20 protein-coding genes and 2 pseudogenes are annotated in these 23,674 nt (G+C 64.1%); 12 read left to right on the forward strand and 10 right to left on the reverse strand.

Going from position 1 to position 23,674, the window contains the following annotated elements; all coding sequences use genetic code 11:
* Nucleotide 1: 1 nt before the first annotated feature.
* The 3 genes from LOY54_RS09320 to LOY54_RS09330 are packed head-to-tail and all read left to right on the forward strand — an operon-like array spanning nucleotide 2 to nucleotide 2,288.
* Complete coding sequence (locus LOY54_RS09320) at nucleotides 2–304, forward strand: PepSY domain-containing protein (protein ID WP_408980569.1); 303 nt, start codon at nucleotides 2–4, stop codon at nucleotides 302–304.
* Nucleotides 304–972, forward strand: a complete 669-nt coding sequence (locus LOY54_RS09325; RefSeq protein ID WP_045201340.1) for a response regulator transcription factor — start codon at nucleotides 304–306, stop codon at nucleotides 970–972. The genes LOY54_RS09320 and LOY54_RS09325 overlap by 1 nt, the downstream gene beginning before the upstream one ends.
* A complete protein-coding gene (locus LOY54_RS09330) occupies nucleotides 969–2,288 on the forward strand; it encodes a sensor histidine kinase (protein ID WP_258610211.1) in 1,320 nt (439 codons plus the stop codon). Before LOY54_RS09325 ends, LOY54_RS09330 begins: the two co-directional genes overlap by 4 nt.
* Nucleotides 2,289–2,293: 5 nt before the next feature.
* Here the strand turns inward: LOY54_RS09330 and LOY54_RS09335 are convergent, their stop codons facing one another.
* From LOY54_RS09335 to LOY54_RS27605, 4 genes and pseudogenes are all read right to left on the reverse strand, one after another.
* Nucleotides 2,294–3,145 (reverse strand): proline/glycine betaine ABC transporter permease, encoded by an 852-nt coding sequence (locus LOY54_RS09335; RefSeq protein WP_045201342.1) that lies wholly within the window; start codon nucleotides 3,143–3,145, stop codon nucleotides 2,294–2,296.
* Nucleotides 3,142–4,128, reverse strand: a complete 987-nt coding sequence (locus LOY54_RS09340; RefSeq protein ID WP_258610212.1) for an ABC transporter substrate-binding protein — start codon at nucleotides 4,126–4,128, stop codon at nucleotides 3,142–3,144. Before LOY54_RS09340 ends, LOY54_RS09335 begins: the two co-directional genes overlap by 4 nt.
* A 104-nt stretch (nucleotides 4,129–4,232) precedes the next feature.
* A complete protein-coding gene (locus LOY54_RS27600; RefSeq protein WP_371128684.1) occupies nucleotides 4,233–4,988 on the reverse strand; it encodes a methyl-accepting chemotaxis protein in 756 nt (251 codons plus the stop codon).
* Nucleotides 4,989–5,090: 102 nt separating this feature from the next.
* Nucleotides 5,091–6,380 (reverse strand): annotated as a pseudogene (locus tag LOY54_RS27605) (HAMP domain-containing protein); the annotation flags it as partial.
* 269 nt (nucleotides 6,381–6,649) lie between these two features.
* On the opposite strand from LOY54_RS27605, the gene LOY54_RS09350 reads away from it, so the two are divergent.
* Nucleotides 6,650–7,969: a Na+/H+ antiporter family protein gene (locus LOY54_RS09350; protein WP_258610214.1), complete on the forward strand. Its 1,320-nt coding sequence runs from the start codon at nucleotides 6,650–6,652 to the stop codon at nucleotides 7,967–7,969.
* A 26-nt stretch (nucleotides 7,970–7,995) separates the two neighbouring features.
* Here the strand turns inward: LOY54_RS09350 and LOY54_RS09355 are convergent, their stop codons facing one another.
* The 3 genes from LOY54_RS09355 to LOY54_RS09365 form a co-directional block, all read right to left on the reverse strand.
* On the reverse strand, nucleotides 7,996–9,000 hold the full coding sequence (locus tag LOY54_RS09355) for a FecR family protein (RefSeq protein ID WP_258610215.1): 1,005 nt from the start codon (nucleotides 8,998–9,000) through the stop codon (nucleotides 7,996–7,998).
* Nucleotides 9,001–9,191: 191 nt separating this feature from the next.
* On the reverse strand, nucleotides 9,192–10,961 hold the full coding sequence (locus LOY54_RS09360) for an acyl-CoA dehydrogenase C-terminal domain-containing protein (RefSeq protein WP_258610216.1): 1,770 nt from the start codon (nucleotides 10,959–10,961) through the stop codon (nucleotides 9,192–9,194).
* 24 nt (nucleotides 10,962–10,985) lie between these two features.
* Nucleotides 10,986–12,608 (reverse strand): acyl-CoA synthetase, encoded by a 1,623-nt coding sequence (locus LOY54_RS09365; RefSeq protein WP_045201348.1) that lies wholly within the window; start codon nucleotides 12,606–12,608, stop codon nucleotides 10,986–10,988.
* Between the two features lie 193 nt (nucleotides 12,609–12,801).
* Here LOY54_RS09365 and LOY54_RS09370 point away from each other — a divergent pair, with 193 nt between their 5' ends.
* Nucleotides 12,802–14,601 (forward strand): PAS domain S-box protein, encoded by a 1,800-nt coding sequence (locus LOY54_RS09370; protein WP_309475664.1) that lies wholly within the window; start codon nucleotides 12,802–12,804, stop codon nucleotides 14,599–14,601.
* Between the two features lies 1 nt (nucleotide 14,602).
* Nucleotides 14,603–15,217 (forward strand): response regulator transcription factor, encoded by a 615-nt coding sequence (locus LOY54_RS09375; RefSeq protein ID WP_258610217.1) that lies wholly within the window; start codon nucleotides 14,603–14,605, stop codon nucleotides 15,215–15,217.
* A 54-nt stretch (nucleotides 15,218–15,271) separates the two neighbouring features.
* Here the strand turns inward: LOY54_RS09375 and LOY54_RS09380 are convergent, their stop codons facing one another.
* Nucleotides 15,272–15,592, reverse strand: a complete 321-nt coding sequence (locus LOY54_RS09380; RefSeq protein WP_045201351.1) for a YqjD family protein — start codon at nucleotides 15,590–15,592, stop codon at nucleotides 15,272–15,274.
* Between the two features lie 131 nt (nucleotides 15,593–15,723).
* On the opposite strand from LOY54_RS09380, the gene LOY54_RS09385 reads away from it, so the two are divergent.
* Nucleotides 15,724–15,978, forward strand: coding sequence for a hypothetical protein (locus tag LOY54_RS09385; protein ID WP_045201352.1), 255 nt, complete (start codon nucleotides 15,724–15,726; stop codon nucleotides 15,976–15,978).
* 20 nt (nucleotides 15,979–15,998) lie between these two features.
* On the opposite strand, the gene LOY54_RS09390 is transcribed toward LOY54_RS09385, so the two are convergent.
* Nucleotides 15,999–16,475 (reverse strand): LEA type 2 family protein, encoded by a 477-nt coding sequence (locus tag LOY54_RS09390; protein ID WP_258610218.1) that lies wholly within the window; start codon nucleotides 16,473–16,475, stop codon nucleotides 15,999–16,001.
* Nucleotides 16,476–16,608: 133 nt separating this feature from the next.
* On the opposite strand from LOY54_RS09390, the pseudogene LOY54_RS09395 reads away from it, so the two are divergent.
* The 3 genes and pseudogenes from LOY54_RS09395 to LOY54_RS09405 all read left to right on the forward strand — a co-directional run.
* Nucleotides 16,609–17,112: pseudogene (locus LOY54_RS09395) on the forward strand (RNA polymerase sigma factor); the annotation flags it as partial.
* Nucleotides 17,113–17,119: 7 nt separating this feature from the next.
* Nucleotides 17,120–17,998, forward strand: coding sequence for a FecR domain-containing protein (locus LOY54_RS09400; RefSeq protein WP_258610219.1), 879 nt, complete (start codon nucleotides 17,120–17,122; stop codon nucleotides 17,996–17,998).
* Nucleotides 17,999–18,117: 119 nt separating this feature from the next.
* Nucleotides 18,118–20,553, forward strand: a complete 2,436-nt coding sequence (locus LOY54_RS09405) for a TonB-dependent receptor (RefSeq protein ID WP_258610220.1) — start codon at nucleotides 18,118–18,120, stop codon at nucleotides 20,551–20,553.
* Between the two features lies 1 nt (nucleotide 20,554).
* Here LOY54_RS09405 and LOY54_RS09410 read toward each other — a convergent pair whose 3' ends face one another.
* The gene (locus LOY54_RS09410; RefSeq protein ID WP_258610221.1) at nucleotides 20,555–21,445 is read right to left on the reverse strand and encodes a LysR family transcriptional regulator; all 891 of its coding nucleotides are present in this window, start codon (nucleotides 21,443–21,445) and stop codon (nucleotides 20,555–20,557) included.
* Between the two features lie 100 nt (nucleotides 21,446–21,545).
* On the opposite strand from LOY54_RS09410, the gene LOY54_RS09415 reads away from it, so the two are divergent.
* A complete protein-coding gene (locus LOY54_RS09415) occupies nucleotides 21,546–22,631 on the forward strand; it encodes a polyamine ABC transporter substrate-binding protein (RefSeq protein ID WP_258610222.1) in 1,086 nt (361 codons plus the stop codon).
* Nucleotides 22,632–22,652: 21 nt separating this feature from the next.
* Nucleotides 22,653–23,612, forward strand: a complete 960-nt coding sequence (gene speB, locus LOY54_RS09420) for an agmatinase (RefSeq protein WP_195883489.1) — start codon at nucleotides 22,653–22,655, stop codon at nucleotides 23,610–23,612.
* Nucleotides 23,613–23,674: the final 62 nt, after the last annotated feature.

Raw genomic sequence — 23,674 nt, forward strand, 5'->3', positions numbered from 1 at the left:
CATGCGAACAGCACAGACATTTCTCATTGCGCTGTTGGCCCTCTGCTCGCTGGCTTCGGCCCGCGACCTCGATCAGGATGAAGCCCTGCTATTGCGAAAGCAGGGCGTGATCCTGCCGCTTGAGCAACTGCTGCAGTCCGCCCTGGGGCGTTACCCCGGGGCGAAACTGCTGGAAGCGGAGCTGGAAGAGAAACACGACAGGTATGAGTACGAGGTCGAATTGCTGACCCCTGAAGGCGTGGTACGCGAGATCAAGCTCGACGCTACCAATGGAGCGCTGCTCAAAGACGAGGAAGATGACTGATGCGCCTGTTACTGGTCGAGGACAACGTGCCGCTGGCGGATGAACTGACCCAGAGCCTGCAACGCCAGGGCTATGCGCTCGACTGGTTGGCCGACGGCAGGGATGCGGTCTACCAGGGCAGCAGCGAACCCTATGACCTGATTATTCTCGACCTTGGCTTGCCTGGCTTGCCGGGGCTTGAGGTACTGGCCCAGTGGCGGGCATCGGGGCTGGTGACACCGGTGCTGATCCTCACCGCGCGCGGTTCGTGGGCCGAGCGTATCGAGGGGCTCAAGGCCGGTGCCGATGATTACCTGAGCAAGCCGTTTCATCCAGAAGAGCTGCAGCTGCGCATCCAGTCGCTGCTACGCCGTGCCCGCGGCCTGGCCAACCAGCCGACCCTTGAAGCCGCCGGCCTGCAGCTGGACGAAGGCCGCCAGTGCGTCACCCGCGCCGGCGTCGACATCCAGCTCACCGCTGCCGAGTTTCGCCTGTTGCGCTACTTCATGTTGCACCCGCAACAGATCCTGTCGAAAAGCCACCTCGCCGAACACCTCTACGACGGTGAGACCGAGCGCGATTCCAACGTTCTCGAAGTGCACGTCAATCACCTGCGCCGCAAGCTCGGCCGTAGCGTGATCGAAACCCGCCGTGGCCAGGGTTATCGCTATGCCGGGAGCTGCGAGTGAAGTCGATTCAGGCACGCCTGAGCCTTGGCCTGATTGCGGTACTGGTGCTGGTCGGGCTGGCCCTGGCGCAGATCAGCCTGTGGCTGTTCGAGGCTGGCCTGCAGCGCTACCTGGAGACCGGTCTGCGCAAGGAGAGCGAAAACCTGCTGGTGGCCCTGGTACGCGGCCAGACCGGCCTTGAACTGGATGAACGGCGGATTTCCTCGGCCTATAAGCGGCCGTTTTCCGGCTATTACTTTCGCATCGATTTTGACGGCGGCAACTGGCGCTCGCGTTCGTTGTGGGACATGGACATGCCGGCGCCGCAAACCCCGGGGCTGCACGCTGGCCTGGAGCTGGGGCCGGAAGGCCAGCAACTGCTGGTGCTGCGTGCCGATTACCGGCGCCTGGGCCAGGCGATTTCCATCAGCGTGGCCCAGGACTATACCCCGGTGCGCGATGGCTTCAGGCGCATGCAGCAGATCGGCCTGGGGCTGGGCCTGGTCGCACTGTTGTTGATCCTGGTACTGCAACGCATCACCGTGACCCGCTCATTGCGGCCGCTGGAGCGCGCCCGCGAACAGATCGCCCAGCTGCAGCAAGGTCAGCGTTCTCAGCTCGATACCCAGGTGCCTACCGAGCTTGAGCCCCTGGTCGCACAGATCAACCACTTGCTGGCCCACACCGAAGACAGCCTGCGTCGTTCACGCAATGCCCTGGGCAACCTTGGGCATGCGCTGAAGACGCCGTTGGCGGTGCTGCTCAGCCTGGCCTCCAGCGAACGCCTCAAGGACCTGCCTCAAGTCCGTGCCCAGTTGCGCGACCAGCTCGAGCAGATCCAGCAGCGCCTGAGCCGTGAGCTCAATCGCGCGCGGCTGGCCGGCGATGCGTTGCCGGGCGCGCAGTTTGATTGCGATGCCGAGCTGCCCGGGCTGCTGTCGACCCTGGGCATGATCCATGGCGAAGGCCTGGAGTTGAGCAAGCAGGTGCCGCCCGGTTTGCTCCTGCCCTGGGACCGCGAAGACCTGCTCGAACTGCTGGGTAACCTGCTGGACAACGCCTGCAAATGGGCCGACAGCGAGGTGCAGTTGAGCATCGAAGAACAGCCGCAACGCTATTGCCTGTGGATCGATGATGACGGCCCCGGCATTCCGCAGGCGGCTCGTGAACAAGTGCTTGAGCGCGGTACCCGGCTTGACGAGCAGGTTGACGGCCATGGCCTGGGCCTGGGCATCGTGCGCGATATCGTCGAAGCCTGGGGCGGGCAGATGCGTCTGCTTGAGAGCCCGCTGGGTGGCTTGCGGGTCAGCATCGAGCTGCCGCGTAAGGTCAGATAGCATCGCTAGCCCCGCCGCGGTTGCCCATACGCCTGACTGATCCGGTCAATCACCATCGCCAGCGCCACAATCGCCAACCCGGCCTCCACACCCTTGCCGACATTGAGCGTCTGAATTCCTGCCAGCACATCCTCGCCCAAACCGCGCGCGCCAATCATCGAGGCGACCACCACCATCGACAGCGCCATCATCACCGACTGGTTGAGCCCGGCCATGATGCTCGGCAGCGCCAGCGGCAGTTGCACCCGCCGCAGCCGCTGCCAGCGACTGGCGCCCAGGCCGTGGGCCGCCTGGGTCAGGCTCGGGTCGATCTGGCTCAGGCCCAGTTCGGTCAGGCGGATCAACGGCGGCAGGGCGTAGATCAAGGTGGCGAAGATCGCCGGTACCTTGCCCAGGCCGAACAGCATCAGCACCGGGATCAGGTAGACGAAGCTGGGCAGCGTTTGCATGACATCGAGCACCGGCATCAGCAGCTTGCGCGCCAACGGTCGGCTGGCCAGGAGGATGCCGAGCGGGACGCCGATCAATACGCACAGGCCGGTGCTCACCAGCACCAGTGCGCAGGTCTGCAGGAGCTTGTCCCACAGGCCGACCACGCCGATCAGAAACAACAGGCCGCTGAGCACCAGGGCGCGGGTGATGCTGCGGCTGGCGTGCCAGGTCATCAGCGCGACAATCACCAGCAACAGCCACCAGGGCGCCAGGCGCAGCAGGTTCTCGAAGCCGACCAGCACCTGCAGCAAGCCATCGGAAACGTTGCGCAGCTGGTCGCCGTAAGCCAGCACCAACCAATCGACAAAACGGTTAACGGCATCGGCAAAGGAGTAGTGCAGCGCTTCGGGAAAACCTCCACTCACAGGCTGGCCTCGACCTTGCGCGCCACTTCGGCGGGTAGCCAGGCTTTCCAGATCTGCGGGTTGTTGCGCATGAACCTGAGCGCGGCATCCTTGGGTGACTCGCGCTTTTTGCTCATCTGCGCCAGGGTCTTGTTCAGGGTATCGATGGGCAGGTCGACCTTGGCGAAGAACTCGACCAGTTCGGGATAGTCCTTTTTGAATGGCGCCGAAACACCAATCGACAATTTTGCCGGCAGTGAGCGCGTGCCTTGCGGGTTGGGGTTGCTGGCATCGGTCAGGGTCTTCCAGGCCTGGGCATCGAAAGCGGGTTCTTCCAGGCGCACCAGATCGTAGCGGCCCATCAGCGGGGTAGGGCTCCAGTAGTAGAACAACACAGGCTTGCCGCGGCGGATCGCCGAGGTGATTTCAGCATCGAGCGCCGCGCCCGAGCCACTGCGAAAGTTCACGTAGTCCAGGTCCAGCCCGTAGGCCTTGAGCTTCTGGCTGTTGACGGTCTCGGAGGTCCAGCCGCTGGGGCTGTTGAGGAAGCGGCCCTTGTCCGCGGACTCAGGGTCCTTGAACACTGCCTTGTACTGCTTGAGGTCGGTCACCGAGCGCAGCTGTGGTGCCCGGTTCTTGATCACGTAGGCCGGCACATACCAGCCCTCATCGGCGTTCTTCACCGTATCGCCGATGCTGAACACCTGGCCGGCCTGCTCGGCCTTGATCCAGGCCGGGCTGCGGCCGGCCCATTCTTCACCGATGACCTGGATGTCGTTGCGCGCCAGCGCCACTTCCATGCTCACGGTGCTGCCGGGCAGGGTGTCGGTGGGGTAGCCGTAGCCTTTCTCGACGATCAGCCGCAGGATTTCGGTGGTGAGGCTGCCGCTTTCCCAGGTGATGTCGCCAAAGCGAATGGGCGTGGATTTATCGGCGGTGTAGCTTGAGGTGACCAAGCCCAGCGCCAGGAAGGCGCTGGCCAGCAAGGTGGGGATCGGCTTCATTGTGCCTCGCTCGCAGGGTAGGGAGTCCGGCAAGTGTAGTAGACCGATCGCGGGGCAAGCCTGCTCCTACAGATGAATAGGAGCAGGCTTGCCCCGTGAAGTTTCTACACCCGGAACTGATCCATCAGCCCCTGCTGCTGGTTGGCCAGGCTGTTGAGTGACTGGCTGACCCGCGCCGATTCGTTGGCCTGTTCCGACAGCGATTCGGTGACATCACGAATGGTCGCCACGTTGCTGTTGATTTCTTCGGCCACCGCGCTCTGTTCTTCGGCGGCGCTGGCGATCTGCAGGTTCATGTCGCTGATCACCGTGACCGCATTGCCGATCTGCTGCAGGGCGGTGACTGCCTGGCCGACCTGCTCGACGCTGCCCTGGGCCTGGCGATGGCTGCTGTCCATGGCGCCGACCACGTCGCGAGTACCGGCTTGCAGCTGTTCGATGACCTGGCGGGTTTCTTCTACCGACTCCTGGGTCCGGCGCGCCAGGTTGCGCACCTCGTCGGCAACCACGGCAAAACCACGGCCGGCTTCACCGGCACGCGCGGCCTCGATGGCAGCGTTGAGGGCCAGCAGGTTGGTCTGCTCGGCAATCGAGCGGATCACTTCCAGCACCGAACCGATCTTCTCGCTGTTCTCGGCCAGGCCTTCGACCTGGCTCATGGCGGTGCTCATGTCGGCAGCCAGGGTGTCGATGCTGCTGGTGGTACGGTCGATCACCGCCAGGCCCTGGCGGGTCGCCTGGTCGGCGTCGCGGGCGGCCTGGGCGGCTTGCGCAGCGCTGCGGGCGACGTCCTGGGCGGTGGCGCTCATCTCATGGGAAGCGGTGGCCACCTGGTCGACCTGGCGATACTGCTGCTCCATGCCGGCGCTGGTCTGGGTGGCGATGGCCGAAGACTGGTCGGCGGTATCGCGGGCGGCCTGGACCGAGCGCTTGACCTCGGCAATGGTCGGTTGCAGCTTGTCGAGAAAACGGTTGAACCAGCCGGCCAGTTCGCCCAGTTCGTCGCGCTTGTCGTAAGTCAGGCGCCGGGTCAGGTCGCCTTCGCCGCTGGCGATGTCCTTGAGCATCGCCGCCACGCCGAGGATCGGCCGGGTCACGGTGCGCGCCATCAACCAGATCAGCAACAAGCCGACGATGGCCGCCAGCAGGCCCAGGCCCAATTCCATCAGGGTGCCGCTGGTGTTGCGCTGGTCGAGCTCTTGCTTGAGGGCTTCGGCCGGGCCGGTCAGGGCGCTTTCCGGCACGTCGAGCAGCACGCCCCAGGGCTTGCCGCCAGGTATTGGCGCAAACGAGGCCAGCACTTTCAGGCGCTGATTGTGGTGGATGCTGTGCAGCGGCGTGCTGTCGCCGAGCAGGCGGATCAGTTCGGCGCCTTTTTCGCTGTCGACCTGGTCAAGGCGCTGGGCCAGCTTGCTGGCGTCCGGGCTGTAGCCGGCCAGCAGGCCCACGGGGCTGAGGATGCCGACCTGGGTCTGGCCCTGGTACAGGTTGCGGCTGGCCTGTTGGCTCATGGCCTGCAGGCTGTTGAGATTGATGTCGATGGACAGGGTGGCGATGACTTTGTCGGCCGCCTTCAGCGGGAACACGATGCTGGTCATCAGCACCTGCTGGCCGTTGATCTCATAGAAGTAGGGCTCGATCACACAGACCTTGCCGGTGGTGCGCGGGCATACCGACCAGGTGTTGGCCGGCTCGCCGCTGGGGCCGATGCTGGTGTCATTCATGTCGCGTTCGGGCAGCGCCATCGAGGTCAGCTGGCCCGGGGTCGGTTGCGACCAGTACAGGGCGAAGCGGCCTTTCTCGTTGCTGCCCAGGTCTTTCTGGTCGACGAACAACGCGTCCTTGTTGTCCAGCGCGTTGGGCTCGAACACCAGCGACAGGCCGAGCAGCTCGGGGTTGGCCTGCAGGGCCGCGCGCACCTGGCGGGTCATGTCTTCGCGCAGGTCGAAAGCATCGAGGAAGCGTTTTTCGGCCTGCTCGCGCAAAAACAGCACCTGGCGCGAGAAGCCGGCGCCGTACTGGTAGGCGTCCATGAACTGGCGACGGATGTTCAGTGCCTGGACTTCACCCTGGGATTCAATGCGCCCCTGGGCCGCTTCGGTGAGCATCTGCATGCTGCTGGCCTTGACCAGTTGCGTGCTGTGCTCCATGCGATACAGCGAGAGTCCCACCAGCAGGGTGACGATGCCGGCCAGGCACAGGCCGGCCAGCAGGGTGATCTTCCACTGAATGGAAAGTTGTCTGAACGACATGGCGAAGTCCTTTGATCCTGAAAGATTGAGGCTGCCGACTATGTCGGCCGCGATGCCGTTTTCTTTATTCAAACGTTCAATTGAAATGCGTCGTTTTCGTCTATTCAAGCGACACGTTGTCGCAGGTCGCCAAGGCCTTTTTTTGACAAGTGCGGGGGGCTGCTTCAAAGTGTGCGCCCTCCCATAAAAATACCTGTCGTTCGGCCACTGCTCACGGGCAGTCTGTCGCCGGATCGGTCGCTTTTTGTCTGGTTTCTAGAGGTTACAGAATGAATGCAGTAATTGCCGCGGTCGGCATCATGCTGATATTGAGCCTGTCCCGTGTGCATGTGGTGATTGCCCTGATCATCGGCGCCCTGGCCGGTGGCCTGGTGGGCGGCCTGGGCATCGAAGGCACGCTCAAGGCGTTCAATGGCGGGCTGGGTGGCGGTGCTACGGTGGCGTTGTCGTACGCCTTGCTCGGCGCCTTCGCCGTGGCCATCGCCAAGTCGGGCATGGCCCACGCCCTGGCCGACCGCGCCCTGGCCATGGTCGATCGCCAAGGCCATGGCGAAGGCGGCAAGGTCAAGTGGTTACTGATCGGCCTGCTGCTGGTGGTGGCGATTTCCTCACAGAACATCCTGCCCATCCACATTGCCTTCATTCCGTTGCTGGTGCCGCCCCTGCTGTACGTGCTGACCAAGCTGCAGATCGACCGGCGCCTGGTGGCCTGTGTGATGACCTTCGGCCTGATCACCCCGTACATGTTCCTGCCAGTGGGTTTCGGCAATATCTTCCTCAATGAAATCCTTCTGGCCAACGTCAGCCGCAGCGGTGTGGATGTCAGCGGCGTCAACGTTACCCATGCCATGGCCATCCCGGCGGCGGGCATGCTCTTCGGCTTGCTGGTGGCGGTGTTCATCAGCTACCGCAAAAAGCGCGTGTACAACCTGGAGAAAATCGAGCAGGTCGAGCAGGTGGCGGTCAGCTACAACCCGCTGACCCTGCTGGTAGCGGGCGTTGCCATTGCTGCAGCGTTCGTTATTCAGCTGTGGCTGGATTCGATGATCATCGGCGCCATGGCCGGTTTTCTGATTTTCTCGGTGTCGGGCATCGTGCGCTGGAAAGACACCGACGACCTGTTTACCGAAGGCATGAAGATGATGGCCATGATCGGCTTCATCATGATCGCCGCTTCGGGCTTTGCCGAGGTGATGAAGGCCACCGGCGAGGTCAAGACCCTGGTCGAGACCTCGGCGTCCTGGATCAACCACAGCAAGGGCGTCGGCGCACTGCTGATGCTGCTCGTGGGCCTGCTGGTGACCATGGGCATCGGCTCGTCGTTCTCCACCGTGCCGATCCTGGCAGCGATCTTCGTGCCGCTGTGTGTGCAGCTGGGCTTTGATCCTGTGGCCACCGTGTGCATCGTCGGTACCGCCGGTGCCCTGGGCGATGCCGGATCACCTGCCTCGGACTCGACCCTGGGGCCGACCTCGGGCCTGAACGTCGACGGCCAGCATCATCATATCTGGGACACGGTTGTACCGACTTTCATCCACTACAACCTGCCGTTGCTGGCATTCGGTTGGCTGGCGGCGATGATGCTCTAGGGCAGGGCGAGGGCTGAGCGCAAGGCTCAGCCTTTGGCGGGCGGCGGCGAGATGCGGTTGAGCACCATGTTGCCGTTCTTGTTCTGGGTCAGGTACACCGGCAGCACCTTGGGCAGGGTGCTGACCAGGCGCTTGATCTCGCTGGTGTTGTAGATGCCGCTGATGCGGATGCTGCCGGTACCGGTATCGGCCAGCAGCAGCGGTTTTTCCAGGTAGCGGTTGATCATCGGCAGGGCCTGGGCCAGGCTCTGGTTGTCGAGGATCAGCTTGCCCGTACGCCAGGCCAGGCTGTTGTCCTGGTTGGCGGTCTGGTCCAGACGTGGCTCATAGTCGCCGGCCTTGTAGCTGGCCTGCATGCCCGGGCCAAGGCGATAGCTGCTGTCGCTGGCGTTGCCGTCACTGCTGACCAGCACCGAGCCTTCGACCAGGGTGACTTTGACCTGGTCATCATACTTCCACACGTTGAACAGGGTGCCGGTGACCCGCGTCCAGCCATTGGCCGCGTGCACCACGAACGGGTGCTGGCTGTCGTGACGGACCTTGAAGAACGCCTCGCCCCTGACCAGGGTTACCCGGCGCTCATCCTTGTAGTTGGTGAAGCGCAGTTCGGTATTGAGGTTGAGTTCGACTTCACTGCCATCACTGAGCACTACGCGATTGACCCGCTCGCCGGTCTCCAGGGACTGGTAGCTATTGGGCAGCCAGCCTTGTTCCCATCCGATCCAGGCGCCGGCTGGCAGGGCGACCAGGGCGATGGCTGCGGCGCTGGCCAACCGTTGCCATTGGCTGCGCTGCGGTCGAGGCAGCGCTACGACGTTGTCCGGGTAACTGCGTGGCAAGTGATCGGCGGTTTGCCAGATCTCGACCATCGCCTGATATTCCTGCAGGTGCAGCGGGTGGGCTTTCAGCCATTGCTCGAACGCGCGTCGCTCGGCGGCGGTACAGTCTTCAGCTTGCAGGCGCAGGCACCACTGTGCGGCGGCATCGGTGATGGCATCGTGTTCGGCGTCGCTGAGACTGGTGTGGTTCATTGAAACTCCCGGTTTTGTCCATTCTACCTTGCAGGGTAGGCGGGCGAGAACCGAGATAATGGCGAATGACTATCAGTTGTAAGATTTTTTACCGCTAAAACCCGGTAAAACCGCGGATCTGACAATGATTGCTTACAAAATCGCGGACGAAAGGTCGACCTGCGCCGCTGGCGGGCAGCGCAGGCGATTGTTCAGAACTGTGCAGCGTCCAGCTCGAACAATGAAGCACTGCCGGCGCGAATGCTGGCGTGCAGTGACAGGGTGCGTGGCAGCAGTCGTTCGAAGTAGAACCCGGCGCTGGCCAGCTTGGCACCGTAGAACGCCGGGTCCTGCACCAGCGCATCGCGGGCGACCGCAGCCATGCGTGACCACATGTAGGCGTAGGCAACGTAGCCGAACAGCTGCAGGTACTCCACAGAGGCCGCGCCGATGGCATTCGGGTCATGGCGCGCTTGCTCGCACAGCCACTGACTGAGGTCTTCGAGCTCGCCCAGGGCCTTGAGCAGCGGCTGGCGGAACGGCGGCTCAGTTTCGCTGAACTGGCGAATCTGCGCGGCAAAGGCCGCCAGCGCCTGGCCGCCATCGGCCACCACCTTGCGCCCGAGCAGGTCCAGGGCCTGGATACCGTTGGTGCCTTCGTAGATCTGCGCGATGCGCACATCCCGCACCAGCTGCTCCTGGCCCCATTCGCGAATGTAGCCGTGGCCACCGAACACCTGCTGGCCGAGCACGCAGCTTTCCAGGCCGTTGTCGGTGAAAAAGGCCTTGGCCACCGGCGTCAGCAAGGCCACCTGGCGTTGCGCCGCGTTGCGTTCATCGGCGTCTTCGGCGTACTTGGCGATATCCAGTTGCTGGCCGACATAGGTGGCGAAGGCGCGCCCGCCTTCGGTGAGGGCGCGCATGGTCAGCAACATGCGTCGCACATCCGGGTGGACGATGATCGGGTCGGCAATCTGCTGCTTGTTCTGGGCGCCGCTGGCCGCGCGGCTTTGCAGGCGCTCACAGGCATAGCGGGCGGCGTTCTGGTACGAGGCCTCGGCGCAGCCAATGCCCTGGATGCCAATCGACAGGCGCTCGTAATTCATCATCGTGAACATCGCCGCCAGGCCGCGATTGGGTTCACCGATCAGGTAGCCGCTGGCGCCGTCGAAGTTCATCACGCAGGTGGCCGAGGCCTTGATGCCCATTTTGTGCTCGAGCGAACCGCAGCTCACCGCGTTGCTGGCGCCCAGGCTGCCGTCGGCATTGACCAGGCGCTTGGGCACCAGGAACAGCGAGATGCCCTTGGGCCCGGCCGGCGCATCCGGCAGCTTGGCCAGCACCAGGTGGATGATGTTCTCGGTCAGGTCCTGGTCGCCGCCGGTGATGAAAATTTTGGTGCCGCTGACCTTGTAGCTGCCATCGGCCTGGGGCTCGGCCTTGCTGCGAATGATCCCCAGGTCAGTGCCGGCATGCGGCTCGGTCAGGCACATGGTGCCGGCCCATTGGCCGCTGTACAGCGCCGGCAGGTAACTGGCCTTGAGTGCTTCACTGGCGTGGGCGTCGATCGCCAGGCAGCAGCCAGCGCTCAGGGCCGAGTACAAGCTGAAGCTGCAGTTGGCGGCATAGAGCATTTCTTCGAACTGCACCGCGAGCATCTTCGGCATGCCCAGGCCGCCAAACTCAGGATTACCGGCCAGGCCCACCCAGCCACCGTCGCGGTAGGTTTGCCAGGCCTGGCGAAAGCCGTCCGGGGTGCGCACGCCACCGGCCTCGAAGGCCACGCCCTGTTCATCGCCGCTGCGGTTGAGCGGGGCAATCAGCTGGCTGGTGATTTTTGCCGCCTCTTCGAGGATGGCATCGGCGGTGTCGGCATCGACCCGCTCGGCCAGGGTCGGCAGGCGCGCCCACAGCGCCGGGCCATGGAACACTTCATGAAGGACAAAGCGCATGTCGCGCAGCGGAGCATTGAATTCAGGCATGGCAGTTCTCGCTGTCAAAGGGGGTCAGAGCGCCTTGGCCCAGTCGCGCAACAGGTACTTCTGGATCTTGCCGGTGGAGGTCTTCGGCAACTCGCTGAATACCACGGTCTTCGGTAGCTTGAAGCCGGCCAGGTGCTCGCGGCAAAAGGCGATGATCTCGGCTTCGCGGGTGGCCTCGCAGCCGGCCTTGAGGGTGATGTAGGCGCAAGGGGTTTCACCCCACTTTTCATCCGGGCGGGCGACCACGGCGGCTTCGAGGACTGCCGGGTGTTTGTACAGGGTGTCTTCGACTTCAATGGTAGAGATGTTCTCGCCACCGGAAATGATGATGTCCTTGAGCCGGTCCTTGATCTCGACGTAACCGTCGGCATGCCAAACGGCCAGGTCGCCGGTGTGGAACCAGCCACCCCGGAAGGCCTCGCTGGTGGCTTCGGGGTTTTTCAGGTAGCCCTTCATTACCGTGTTGCCGCGCATGAAGATCTCGCCCAGGGTGTTGCCGTCGCGTTGCACCGGCTCCAGGGTTTGCGGGTCGGCGACCATCAGGCCTTCGAGGGTCGGGTAACGCACGCCCTGGCGCGATTTGATCCGCGCCCGTTCAGCCAGCGGTTGCTCATCCCACTCGGCGTGCCAGGCGCAGACGGTCACCGGGCCATAGACTTCGGTCAGGCCATAGACGTGGGTGACTTTGATGCCCATTTCTTCCACCGCACCAATGACCTTGGCCGGTGGCGCCGCACCGGCAACCATGGCATTGACCGGGTGATCGATCGCTGCCTTGGCCGACTCGGGCATGTTGATCAGCGCATTGAGCACGATCGGCGCGCCGCACAGGTGGCTGACCTGGTGCTCGCGGATCAGGGTAAGAATCTTCTGCGGGTCGACCCGGCGCAGGAACACATGGGTGCCGGCCAGGGCGGTGACGGTCCAGGGGTAGCACCAGCCGTTGCAGTGGAACATCGGCAACGTCCACAGGTACACCGGATGGTTGCCCATGGCCCAGGTCATCTGGTTGCCCAGGGCATTGAGGTAGGCGCCGCGGTGGTGGTAGACCACGCCCTTGGGATTGCCGGTGGTACCGGAGGTGTAGTTCAGCGAGATCGCCTGCCATTCGTCCTCGGGCCAGTGCCAGGCGAACTCGGGGTCGCCTTCAGCCAGAAACGCCTCGTAGTCGAGGTCGCTGACCGCCTGGCCTTCGCCGTATTCCGGGTCATCGACATCGATCACCAGCGGCGGGTATTTCATCAGCGCCAGGGCCGCTTCGATGACCTTGTGAAATTCGCGGTCAGTGATCAGCACCTTGGCTTCGCCGTGCTCGAGCATGAAGGCAATCGCTTCGGCATCCAGGCGCACGTTGAGGGCGTTGAGCACGGCGCCGATCATCGGCACGCCAAAGTGCGCTTCAAGCATGGCCGGAATGTTCGGCAGCATCACCGCCACCGTATCGCCCTGGCCGATACCGCGCCCGGCCAGGGCGCTGGCCAGGCGGCGCGAGCGTTCATAGGTCTGTTGCCAGTTACGGCGGATCGCGCCATGAATCACTGCCGGGTACTGGCCATAGACGGCGGCGGTACGCTCGATGAAACTCAAGGGGCTCAAGGCAACATGATTGACAGGGGCGGGCGCCAGGCCCTGGGAGAAAATCGACATGAGGTCGTCCTGTGCAGGAGGCAGCCGCCCATTGGCGAACTGAAACCCCCGATGGCTGATTGTTAGCTCTGTTCAGGTGTTGTGAAGGGCAGGCCCTTCCGCTGTCGCAAGTTTTACGCGAATGGCTATGGTAACTGGAAGATAGACTATAGCAATATGGTATAAATACTATAAAAGCCCAGAGGCACCGTTTTTGGATACTTCGTTTTCCCTGCTGCTGGCCAAGGACCCGCAACCGAGCCTGGTGCTGGATGCCGAGGCTCGTCTGCTGACCAGCAATCCAGCCTTGCAGGCCTTGATGGGCCCCGAGCGTGACGTCGAGCAGTGGCTACCGAGCAACTACCGGGCCCTGGTACGCGCCTGCCTGGAGCAGGGGCGGGCGATCAGCGAGGTCGAGGCGCAGGTGGCCGGGCAGATTCTGCTCTGGACCTTCATCCCCGATGACGCCGGCCAGCAAGTGCTGGCGCGTTGCCGCGACGCCACCCCGGAGCGCCAGGGCGAGCGCGACGCCAGCCAGGCCCGGCGCCTGTACCGGTTGATCACTGAGAACACCACCGACCTGATTTCCCGGCACACGCCCGATGGCCGCTTTATCGATGCTTCGCCTGCCGCCTTCCGCCTGTTGGGCTACTGGCCAGAGGAGCTGCGCGGGGTGCCGGTGCAGTCGCTGTTTCACCCGCAGGATCGCCGGCAAGCGCTGTTGCAGGCGTCCCAGGCGCTGGAGCAGGACGGCTACCAGACCATGACCTGGCGGGTGCGCCACCGTGATGGCCGTTACCTGTGGTTCGAGATCGCCAGCCGCGCCATCCGCGAAACCTACACTGGCGCGGTGGTAGAAATTGTCAGCGTTTCGCGCGACATCAGCGTGCGCATCGAGGCCCAGGAAAACCGCCGGCGCCTGGCCGAGGTGGTCGAAGCCAACACTGACCTGGTGCTGTTCAGCGACCGCGACGGCCGCCTCAGCTACCTCAACCGTTCGGCGCGCCGGGCCCTGGGGCTGCAGGAGGTCGAGCCGCTGCCCGGCTTGCAGGCCTTGCTCGACCCAGCGCTGCAGCAACGCCTGCACAGCGAAGGCTGGCAGCGCGCCGAGCAGCAGGGCGTGTGGCAGGCCGAGGCGCGGCTGGTGCCGCATCAGGGCGGCGCGGCGTTTCCGGTATCGCTGGTGCTGCTGGCCCATCGCGCTGCCGGTGGCGAGCGCTACTACTCGCTGGTGGCCCGCGACATGACCGAGCGGGAACTGCGCGAAAGCCAGCAGCGCCGCCATCAGGACGAACTGGCCCACAGCGCCCGGTTGGTCACCCTCGGTGAACTGGCTTCGGGGATCGCCCATGAAATCAACCAGCCGCTGGCGGCGGTGGTCAATTACGCCAGCGCCAGCCTGCGCTACCTGCAAGCTGTTGAGCGCGACCCACAGGCGGCGCAACGGGTCGCCCAGGGCTTGCAGCGCATCAACGAACAGGCGACCCATGCCGCCGAGGTGATCAAGCGCTTGCGCGCCTTCCTGCGCAAGGAACCGCGGCGCTTGCAGGCCCTGGCGATTGCCGATGTCGTGGCCGAAGCGGTGCGCCTGTGCGACTGGGAAGCCAGCCGCGACCAGGTGAGCATCGAGCAGCGCGTGGTCGCCGGGCTGCCCGCGGTGTACGCCGACCGGGTGCTGCTCGAGCAGGTGCTGCTCAACCTGTTGCGCAACGCCATTGATGCCAATCGCGAACAGCACAACGGCCGGGCCTCGGGTATCCTGCTCAGCGCCAAGCTTGAGGCCGGTTGGCTGGCGATCCGCGTCAGCGACCAGGGCCCGGGGGTGGCGGCCGAGCGCCTGGACGGCATCTTCACCCCGTTCAACACCAGCAAGGCGGACGGCCTGGGGCTGGGCTTGAGCATGAGCCGCAGTATCATCGAAGGCTTTGGTGGTACCTTGCAGGCCCAGCCTGGTGAGGCGGGCGGATTGATCTTGTGCTGCCGGCTGGCGCCGGTGGCCAACAGTGGGGAGTGATATGCAGGAACCGCGGGTGTATGTGGTCGACGATGACCAGGGCATGCTCGATTCGACCCTGTGGTTGCTCGAGTCGGTGGGCTTGCAGGCGCTGCCGTTCACCAGTGGCCAGGCCTTTCTTGACGCTTGCGACAGCCATCGACCGGCGTGCGTGCTACTGGATGTGCGCATGCCGGGTATGGGCGGTTTGAGCGTGCAGGAAGCGCTGCGCGCCCGCGGCATCGATTTGCCGGTAATCTTCGTCAGCGGCCACGCCGATGTGCCGATCGTGGTGCGCGCCTTCAAGGCCGGGGCCTGTGATTTCATCGAGAAACCCTACAACGACCAGCTACTGCTCGACAGCGTTCAGGCCGCCCTTGGCCAGGCGCGTCATGCCGGGCCGCTGGAAGCGGTGCAGGCGCGCATCGACAGCCTCACGCCCCGTGAGCGCGATGTGTTCCTGCCGTTGGTGCAGGGTTTTACCAATCGGGAAATTGCCGAGCAGTTGCAGGTCAGCGTGAAGACCGTCGACCTCTATCGCTCGCGGGTCATGAAGCGCATGCAGGCCGAGCATTTGCCGGCGCTGGTGGGCATGGCGATTGCCTGTGGGCTGGTGCAGCCGTTGAGTTTGCGTTGAGTTCATCGCAGGTCCTGCCTGCTCTTACAGGAGCGAGCAGGACCTGCGATGCGTTTATGGCCTGCGCCCCAGCAGCAAACCGACCACCAGGCCAAAGCCTGCCGAAATCGCTACCGTCTGCCACGGATGGCCGCCGATGTAGTCCTGGGTGGCCTCGACCACCGGCTGCGCTTTGCTGCGCACGCCAGTGACCGCGTCGCGGGCCTGTTTCAGTTTCAGTCCGACCTGGGCGCGCAGGGTTTCGGCTTCTTCGCCAACCAGCGCGGCGCTTTCGCTGAGCAGTTTTTCCGACTCCTCGATCAACGCCTGCAGCTCACTGAACGCCTGGTCCTTGATTTGCTCGGCATCGCTTTGCACGGTGGTTTTCCTGGCCATGGGTGCTTCCTCGTCAGTTGATGGGCATTGAACAGTGGATGCCGGCGGGCGCTGAAAGTTGCAGCGGTTTGCCGGGCATCGGCGGCTACAGTGTAAGATAGCGCCTATTTTCTAGCGGCAGGACACCCCTCATGAGTTTCAATCTGGCCAACAAGAGCTTCGCCGAACGGGCGCAGATCGAGGACGAGAAAGCACGCCTGTTCGAGCTCTGGCAGACCAACCTGGGCAAGGCCAAGGCCGATGCGGCGCGAATCATCGCCGAAAAGCCGCGGCGCAAGGGCAAGTGGGCCGAATGGGTGCGGGCAGAGCTGGACGGCATGTCGCCGCCCGAGTACGCCAACATGGTCCGCAGTGAAGTCAACAAGTTGATGGCCGCAGCCAAGTAAGCCCCGGGCCCATCACGCCATCACCAGGTGGCTTTGGCTGGCTGTGGCAGGTTGAGCCGGCCGCTGTCACTGAAGCGCCGGGTCCCGAAGGCGCCTCCAGCCAGTTTGCCGCGCACCGTGTACGGCAGGCCATCGAGGCTGCGCACCTGGCTCAGGCCCACGGCCTGGCGCAGCACCGAGAACGCGGTGATGCTCACTGGCACTACCAGTACCTGCTCGCTGAAACGCCCGATGCTGCCACTGCGATCGCTGACACCGGCCGCCAGCGGCTGGCCGTTGACCTCAAGGTTGAGGGCGATGCCGTTGTAGTCGATTGCGGTTTCGTTGGGGTTCTGCACACGGATCTTCACCGCCATGCGCAGTTCCAGCTCCTGGCCGGGCAGGGGCTCGATGCCGATCACGCTGATGTTCACCGGGTCGCGGGGCTGCAACAGGGCGCAGGCGTTCAAACCGCCGATCAACAGCAGGGCCAAGCACAGGCGTAAGTATCGGGTCACGGCATAGCTCCAGCGCAGGAAAACAGCCCCGAGTGTGGCAAATGCACAGCGGCGTTGAAAGTGCTGTACGTTATGAAAGATACTTGTTCTCATTAACGTCCGCTAATTCTTCCCACTGGCCATCGAATCCTTCATGTTGACGTCTCCCGTGTCCGGGCTGCTTGCAAGCTTCCAGGAACATTACGATGACCTGCTGCAGTTCCTGACCCGGCGCATGAGCGACCGCCAGCGGGCCGCCGACGTCGCCCAGGAAACCTACCTGAAACTGGTGAAGATCGAGCAGCAGGACCTGCCGGTGCTGCATGCACGCAGCTTCATCTTTCGCGTGGCCGGCAACCTGGCCATCGATACCTTGCGCCGCGAACAACGCATGAGCAGTAGCCTCGACGACAGCGAAGCGGCGCGTCAGGTGCCATGCCCGGCGCCGGCACCGGAAGCGGCGTTGCTCGCCAGTGAGCGCCTGGAGCTGCTCGATGAAGCCTTGCTGCAACTGTCGGCCAACGCCCGTCAGGCCTTGCTGCTCAACCGCGTCGAAGGCCTGACCCAGGCGCAGATTGCACAACGGCTGGGCGTTTCCGAGAGCATGGTGGCAAAATACATCGGCCAGGCCCTGCGCCATTGCCGCGACTGGCTCAAACACAACCATGACTGACGCCTACGCCATGCCTGCGCCGCAACCGATCAGCGATTTGTCCGATGATGCCCTCGACTGGCAGGTGCTGCTGCATTCGGGCAACGCCAGCGCCGCTGACCGCCAACGCTACCAGCGCTGGTGTGCGCTGAGCCCGGCGCATGCCGAGGCTGCGGGTGAAGCCGAGGCACTGTGGGCTGACCTGGGGCAGACCCGGGCGGCGGCAGAAGTAGCCGCGCCGGCGCCACGTTGGCGGCGCTGGGGCTCGGCCGTGGCCGCCTCGCTGGTGTTGGCAGTGGTCGGCTACGGCGGCGTGCAGCAGGCGCCGGCCCTGCTTGCCGACTACCACACCGGGGTGGGCCAGCAGCAGCGCATCACCCTTGCCGATGGCTCACAGGTCACCCTCAACAGTGGCAGTGCGCTGTCGGTGGAATTCAGCAGTGGTGAGCGCCGCGTGCTGCTCAAGGCCGGCGAGGCCTTGTTCGAGCCTGCTGCCGACCCGCGGCCGTTCGTGGTCGATGCCGGCGCCGAGCCGGTGCAGGGCAGCGCTGCGGTGTTCAGCGTGCGCCGTGATGGCATGCGCAATCGCGTGGTGGTAGCCCAGGGCCAGGCGCAGGTAGGCGGGCAGGTGCTGGAAACCTCGCCCGACGCCCGCGCGCAAACCGCCTGGCAGCGCGGCAAGCTGATCTTCAACGGCAAGCCGCTGCGCGAAGTGCTGGCCGAACTTGAGCGCTATCAGCACGGGCGCATCGTGCTGTCGGATCAGCAACTGGCGGCGCTGCAGGTCAGCGGGGTGTTTGACCTGAACGACCCTGAAGGCTTGTTGCGCACCCTTGAACAGCGCTATGCGCTGAAGGTTACCTACTTGCCGTGGCTGGCTGTGGTGTACTGACCCGCAGTACTGAAAAAATATTTTCGAATTCCCATTGCAAGTTCTTCTTCGCCCAATCGTCGTAGTGAGACTGATCAGCAATCCATTCTCATTTACAACCATTTGCCTGGAAGAAAACAGTGAAGGGTCCGCTCAAGCCAATCGCCCGTTCCACCGGTTATTTCAAACACGTCCTGCTGGCCTCGACCGCCGTCGCCGCGTTGCTCGGCACTCTGCAGGTGCACGCCGCCGACCCGGTAAAAGCCGCCAGCACCCAGCAGGAGCGTGAAGTATCCCTGGACGTGCCTGCGCAGAACCTCGACCAGGCACTGACCGCCTTCGCCGACCAGGCCGGCCTGCACCTGTTGTTCACCAGCCAGGATGTGGCGGGCCGGCAAAGCCCGGCGCTCCAGGGCCGCTACAGCATTGCCCAGGCCTTGCAGAGCCTGCTGGCCGGCAGCGGCATGAGCTGGCAGTTCAGCGCGCAGAATACGGTGATCCTGCGCAAGAGCGCGGCGGCGCAAAGCGTCAGCCTCAAGCCCATCGAAGTCAGCGTCGCCTCGCGTACCAGCACTTCGATCAGCGAAATCCCCGGTACTGTCTGGGTGGTCGACCAGCAGCAACTGCGTGAGCAGATCGACAGCGGCGTCAGCCTCAAGGAAGCTATCGGCAAGCTGGTCCCGGGTCTGGACCTGGCGCCGGAAGGGCGTACCAACTACGGGCAGAACATGCGCGGGCGCAATGTCCTGGTGATGATCGACGGCGTCAGCCAGAACAGCTCGAGGGGTTTGTCGCGCCAGTTTGACAGCATCTCGCCGTTCAACGTCGAGCGCGTCGAAGTGCTCTCCGGCGCCAGTGCCATCTACGGCGGCGGCGCCACCGGCGGCATCATCAACATCGTCACCAAGAAGGGCGAAGCAGGCCCGGCGCGCTTTGAAACCCAGCTGGGTGCCAGCAGCGGCTTCAACAACAGCGACGACCTGTCGACCCGCATCGCCCAGTCGATCAGCGGCGGCAACGAGCGCATCAATGCGCGCCTGGGTGTGTCTGCCGAGCAGAACGAAGCCTTCTACGACGGCGCCGGCGAGCAGATCTTCATCGACAACACCCAGACCGACCTGCAGTACAACCGCACCATCGACGTGCTTGGCAGCCTGGGCCTGCAGTTCAACGACGAGCAGAGCCTCGACCTGCTGGCCCAGTACTACGACTCGGGCAACCACGGCAGCACCGGTATCTACTTTCCCAACCTGAACTACAACGGCCCGTCGGATCTGGAAGACGCCGAACTGCGCGGCGGCTACTCCACCGATCTTGAGCCGCGCACCAAGCGCCTGCTGCTCAACGCCAACTACCACCACAGCGATGTGCTCGGCCAGGACTTCTACCTGCAGGCCTCGTACCGCAAGGAAGACGACAACTTCTACCCGTTCCCGTACTACAACACCGGCAAACCGGCGGGCTCCAAAGGCGTGTACTTTGCCGCCTCGCAGCAGAACTTCGAAGTCAGCAGCCTCAAGGCGCTGTTCGCCAAGCAGTGGGACAGCCTCAAGCTGACCTACGGTGTGGACCTGGACCGCGAGCGTTTCAACGCCGACCAGACCACCTTCAATGCCCTGACGTCGTCCGAAAGTGGCGGCCTGGACCTGGATGAAGCCAGCAAGTCAGCACGCTACCCCAGCTACCGGGTCGACGGCATCTCGGCCTACGCCCAGTTGGACTGGAAGGCCACCGATAACCTGACCTTTTCCGGCGGCGCCCGGCGCCAGCAGATGGACGTCGATGTCGGCGACTTCAAGAACGTGCCCGGCGGCAACAACGACTACCAGGTCAACCTGTTCAACTTCGGCGCCATCTACGACTTCAAGAACGGTCACCAGGTCTGGAGCAACTACGGCGAAGGCTTCGACCTTCCGGACCCGGCCAAGTACTACGGCAAGCCGGGCCTGAGCGTCGAAGACAACCCGCTGGCCGGGATCAAGAGCCGTCAGGTGGAGCTGGGCTGGCGCTACGCCGACCTCGACTGGGACGCCCAGGCCGCGGTGTACTACATCTGGTCGGACAAGATCATCACCACCGACATGGCCACTTTGACCATCAACGTCGAAGAGCAGAAAAGCCGCGACTTCGGCTTTGAAGGCGCGTTGACCCGTCACTTCGAAAGCGGCTGGGAAGCCGGTAGCACCCTGCACCTGGTGCGCTCGCAAGAGCAAGACAAGGACGGCGACTGGATCAAGCGCGATGCCCGCTATGCGTCGCTGTCCAAGTCCACCGCCTTCGTCGGCTGGAAGGGCGATGGCCGCAGCGCCCGTCTGCAGGCCAACCACGCCTTCACCCTCAAGGATGATGCCGATCACACGATCAGCGGCTACACCACCTTCGACCTGCTGGGTAGTCAGGACACCGGTTTCGGCACCTTCAGCGCCGGTATCCAGAACCTGCTCGACAAGCAGTACAGCACCGTCTGGGGCCAGCGCGCGACGCTGTTCTATTCGCCGACCTATGGCCCGGCCTATCTCTATGACTACCAGGGCCGTGGCCGCACCTACACCCTGAGCTGGTCGCTGGCCTACTGAGTCAGGCGAAGGCGGCCAGCAGGTCGGCTGCGAAGGCCTGCTCGGCATCACTGGCCACCTGGGCGCGGTGGCGCACCAATACGAACGGCACGGCGAAATCCAGCGCCGGGTCCAGAGCCTGCAACAGGCCGCGCGCGACCCAGGGCTCGGCGTAGTGACAGGGCAGATAACCGATGTGCCGGCCGGAGAGGATGAAGGCCAGCGCGCCTTCGACCTGCTCGGAACGGGCCGCGCCGCTGGTGCCGTCAAAGGGTTCCTGGCGGCTCTGGAAGCGGTAGGGGTGTTCGACCTGGTCGGCCTGTTGCAAGGCCGCCAGGCTGACCTCGGTTTGCCCGGCCAGCGGATGATGGCTGGCGCAGTACAGGCGCTGGTTTTCTTCGAACAACGGCGTGTAATCGAACGCTGCCTGCTTGCCGGAAAAATAGCCGATGGCCAGGTCCAGACGCTGCTGCAACAGCTGGCGCTCAAGGTCGGCTGGCATGGCGCTGACCAACTCCAGGCGCACCGCCTCGTCACGCTGGCGAAAACGCTCGATGGCCCGCGCCAGGCGCAAGGTCACGCTGCTGTCCTGGGCTTCGGAAATGCCGATGCGCACCTCGCCGAGCAAGCGCCCGGCGACGCCGTTGGCCTGATGCCGAAACGCCTCGATCTGCACCAGCAGTTCGCGGGTGGCCTTGAGCAGCACTTCACCCTTTGCGGTCAGGCCAAAGCCGCCCTTGCCGCGGCGGCACAGGCGATAGCCCAGGCGGGTTTCCAGGCGCGCCATCTGCTGGCTGATGCTCGGCTGGCTCAAACCCAGCACGCCCTGAGCGGCGCTGAAGCCTCCGGCCTCGACTACAGTGACGAACAGCCGCAGCAGGTGCAGGTCGAGGTCGTGCAGTTGTCCCAGCATCAAACATTGCTCCTGATGAATGTCAGGTTAACTGACTTGCCATTTTAGTAATGTAACCCGGCAGGCATGCTGGCGGCATCCACTGACAAAGGTGCCCGACATGCGTACATCCCTGTGGTTGTTGTCCCTGGCCCTGGCCCTGGCCTTGCCGGTGCAGGCCGAGGAAAAAGTCCTCAACCTGTACAGTTGGGCCGACTACGTCGCGCCCGAGACCTTGCAGCGCTTCGAGCAAGAAACCGGCTACAAGGTGCGCTACGACACCTTCGACACCACCGAAGTGCTGGAGACCAAGTTGCTCACCGGCGGCAGTGGCTATGACGTGGTGGTGCCATCTTCCAGCCTTTTGGCCCGCGCCCTGACCGCAGGTGCCTTGCAGCCGCTGCAGGCCCAGGCCATGCCCGGCTACGCCAACCTCGATCCAGACCTGCTGGCCAAGCTGGCCGAGGTCGACCCTGGCAACCAGTACGCCGTGCCCTACACCTGGGGCACCCTCGGCCTGGGCATGAACCTTGAGGCGGTGCGCCAACGCCTGGGTGATGTGCCGCTGGACAGCCTCGACCTGTTGTTCAAGCCCGAGTACGCCAGCAAGCTCAAGGATTGCGGGATTGCCATGTCCGACTCGCCCCAGGAGGTGATCGGCGTCGCCCTGCATTACCTTGGCAAGGATCCCTACAGCCGTGACAAGGACGACCTGGCGGCCGCCCAGGCGCTGCTCAAGCAACTGCAGCCGTCAATCAGCTATGTCGCCAACGGCCGGCAGATCAACGACCTGGCCAACGGCAGTGTGTGCCTGGCGCTGACCTACAACGGTGATGCAGCCATGGCCGCCGACCAGGCGCACAAGGCCGGCAAGCCGTACCAGGTGATCTACCGCATCCCCCGCGAAGGCACGCTGATCTGGCAGGACAACCTGGTCATGCCCAAGGACGCGCCGCACCCAGAAGCGGCCCGCGCCTTCATCGCCTTCATGTTGCGCCCCGATTCGGTGGCGCCACTGACCAACACGCTGTTCTTCGCCAATGCCAACCAGGCCGCCACGCCTCTGGTGGATGAAGCGGTGCGCGGCGACCCGGACATCTACCCCTCGGCCGAAATACGCGCGCGGCTGTTTGCCGACCGCAGCATGAGCCTCGCCGACATGCGCCAGCGCACCCGCCTGTGGACCACCTTCCGTAGCCGCCAATAACAACAAACCAGGAGCCCGACCATGGACCTCGCCCCCGACAACGACCAGGCCATTACCCGCGAAAGCCTCTACGGCACCATCGCCGAAAACACCTTTGCCGGTATCACCAGCTTCTCGCGCCGGCGCTACAGCCGCGATTTGCGCGGCGTCGATGTGGTGGTCAGCGGCGTGCCGTTCGACACCGCCACCAGTAACCGCCCGGGTGCGCGCTTCGGCCCGCGGGCGATTCGTGCCGCCTCGGTGCAGCAGGCCTGGGCCCGGCACTGGCCGTGGGAGTTCGACCCCTTCGAGCACCTGGCGGTAATCGACTACGGCGACTGCAACTTCGACTACGGCAGCCCGCACACCGTGCCCGAGAGCATCCAGGCCCATGCCGAGCAGATTCTCGAAGCCGGCTGCGCCATGCTCACCCTGGGCGGCGACCACTTCATCAGCTACCCGCTGCTCAAGGCCCATGCACGCAAACACGGTCCGCTGGCGCTGATTCATTTTGATGCCCACAGCGACACCTGGCCGGACGAGGAGGGCCAGCGTGTCGATCACGGCACCATGTTCTGGCACGCGGCCCGCGAAGGCCTGGTAGACCCGGCGCGCTCGGTGCAGATCGGCCTGCGCACCACCAATGACGATACCCAGGGCTTTGCCGTGCTCGATGCCCGCCAGGTGCATCAACGTGGTACCCAGGCAATCATCGAAGCGATTCGCCAGCGGGTTGGCGAGCAACCGGTGTACCTGACTTTCGACATCGACTGCCTGGACCCGGCCTACGCGCCCGGCACCGGCACCCCGGTGTGTGGCGGCCTGACCACGGTGCAGGCGCTGGAAATCCTCGGTGGGCTGCGCGGCATCAACCTGGTGGGCATGGACCTGGTGGAAGTCGCGCCGGCCTATGACCATGCCGATATCACCGCCCTGGCCGGGGCCACCCTGGCCATGGAAATGCTTTGCCTGTACGCCGCGAAGCATAAGGTCGATGGCTGATCCGGTAACAAAATGAATCACCTGCGGGGCAAATCGAGGTTTCCCGGCGAACCTGTCGCGCC

Source organism: Pseudomonas sp. B21-032 (genome assembly GCF_024748965.1).
Lineage (GTDB): Bacteria > Pseudomonadota > Gammaproteobacteria > Pseudomonadales > Pseudomonadaceae > Aquipseudomonas.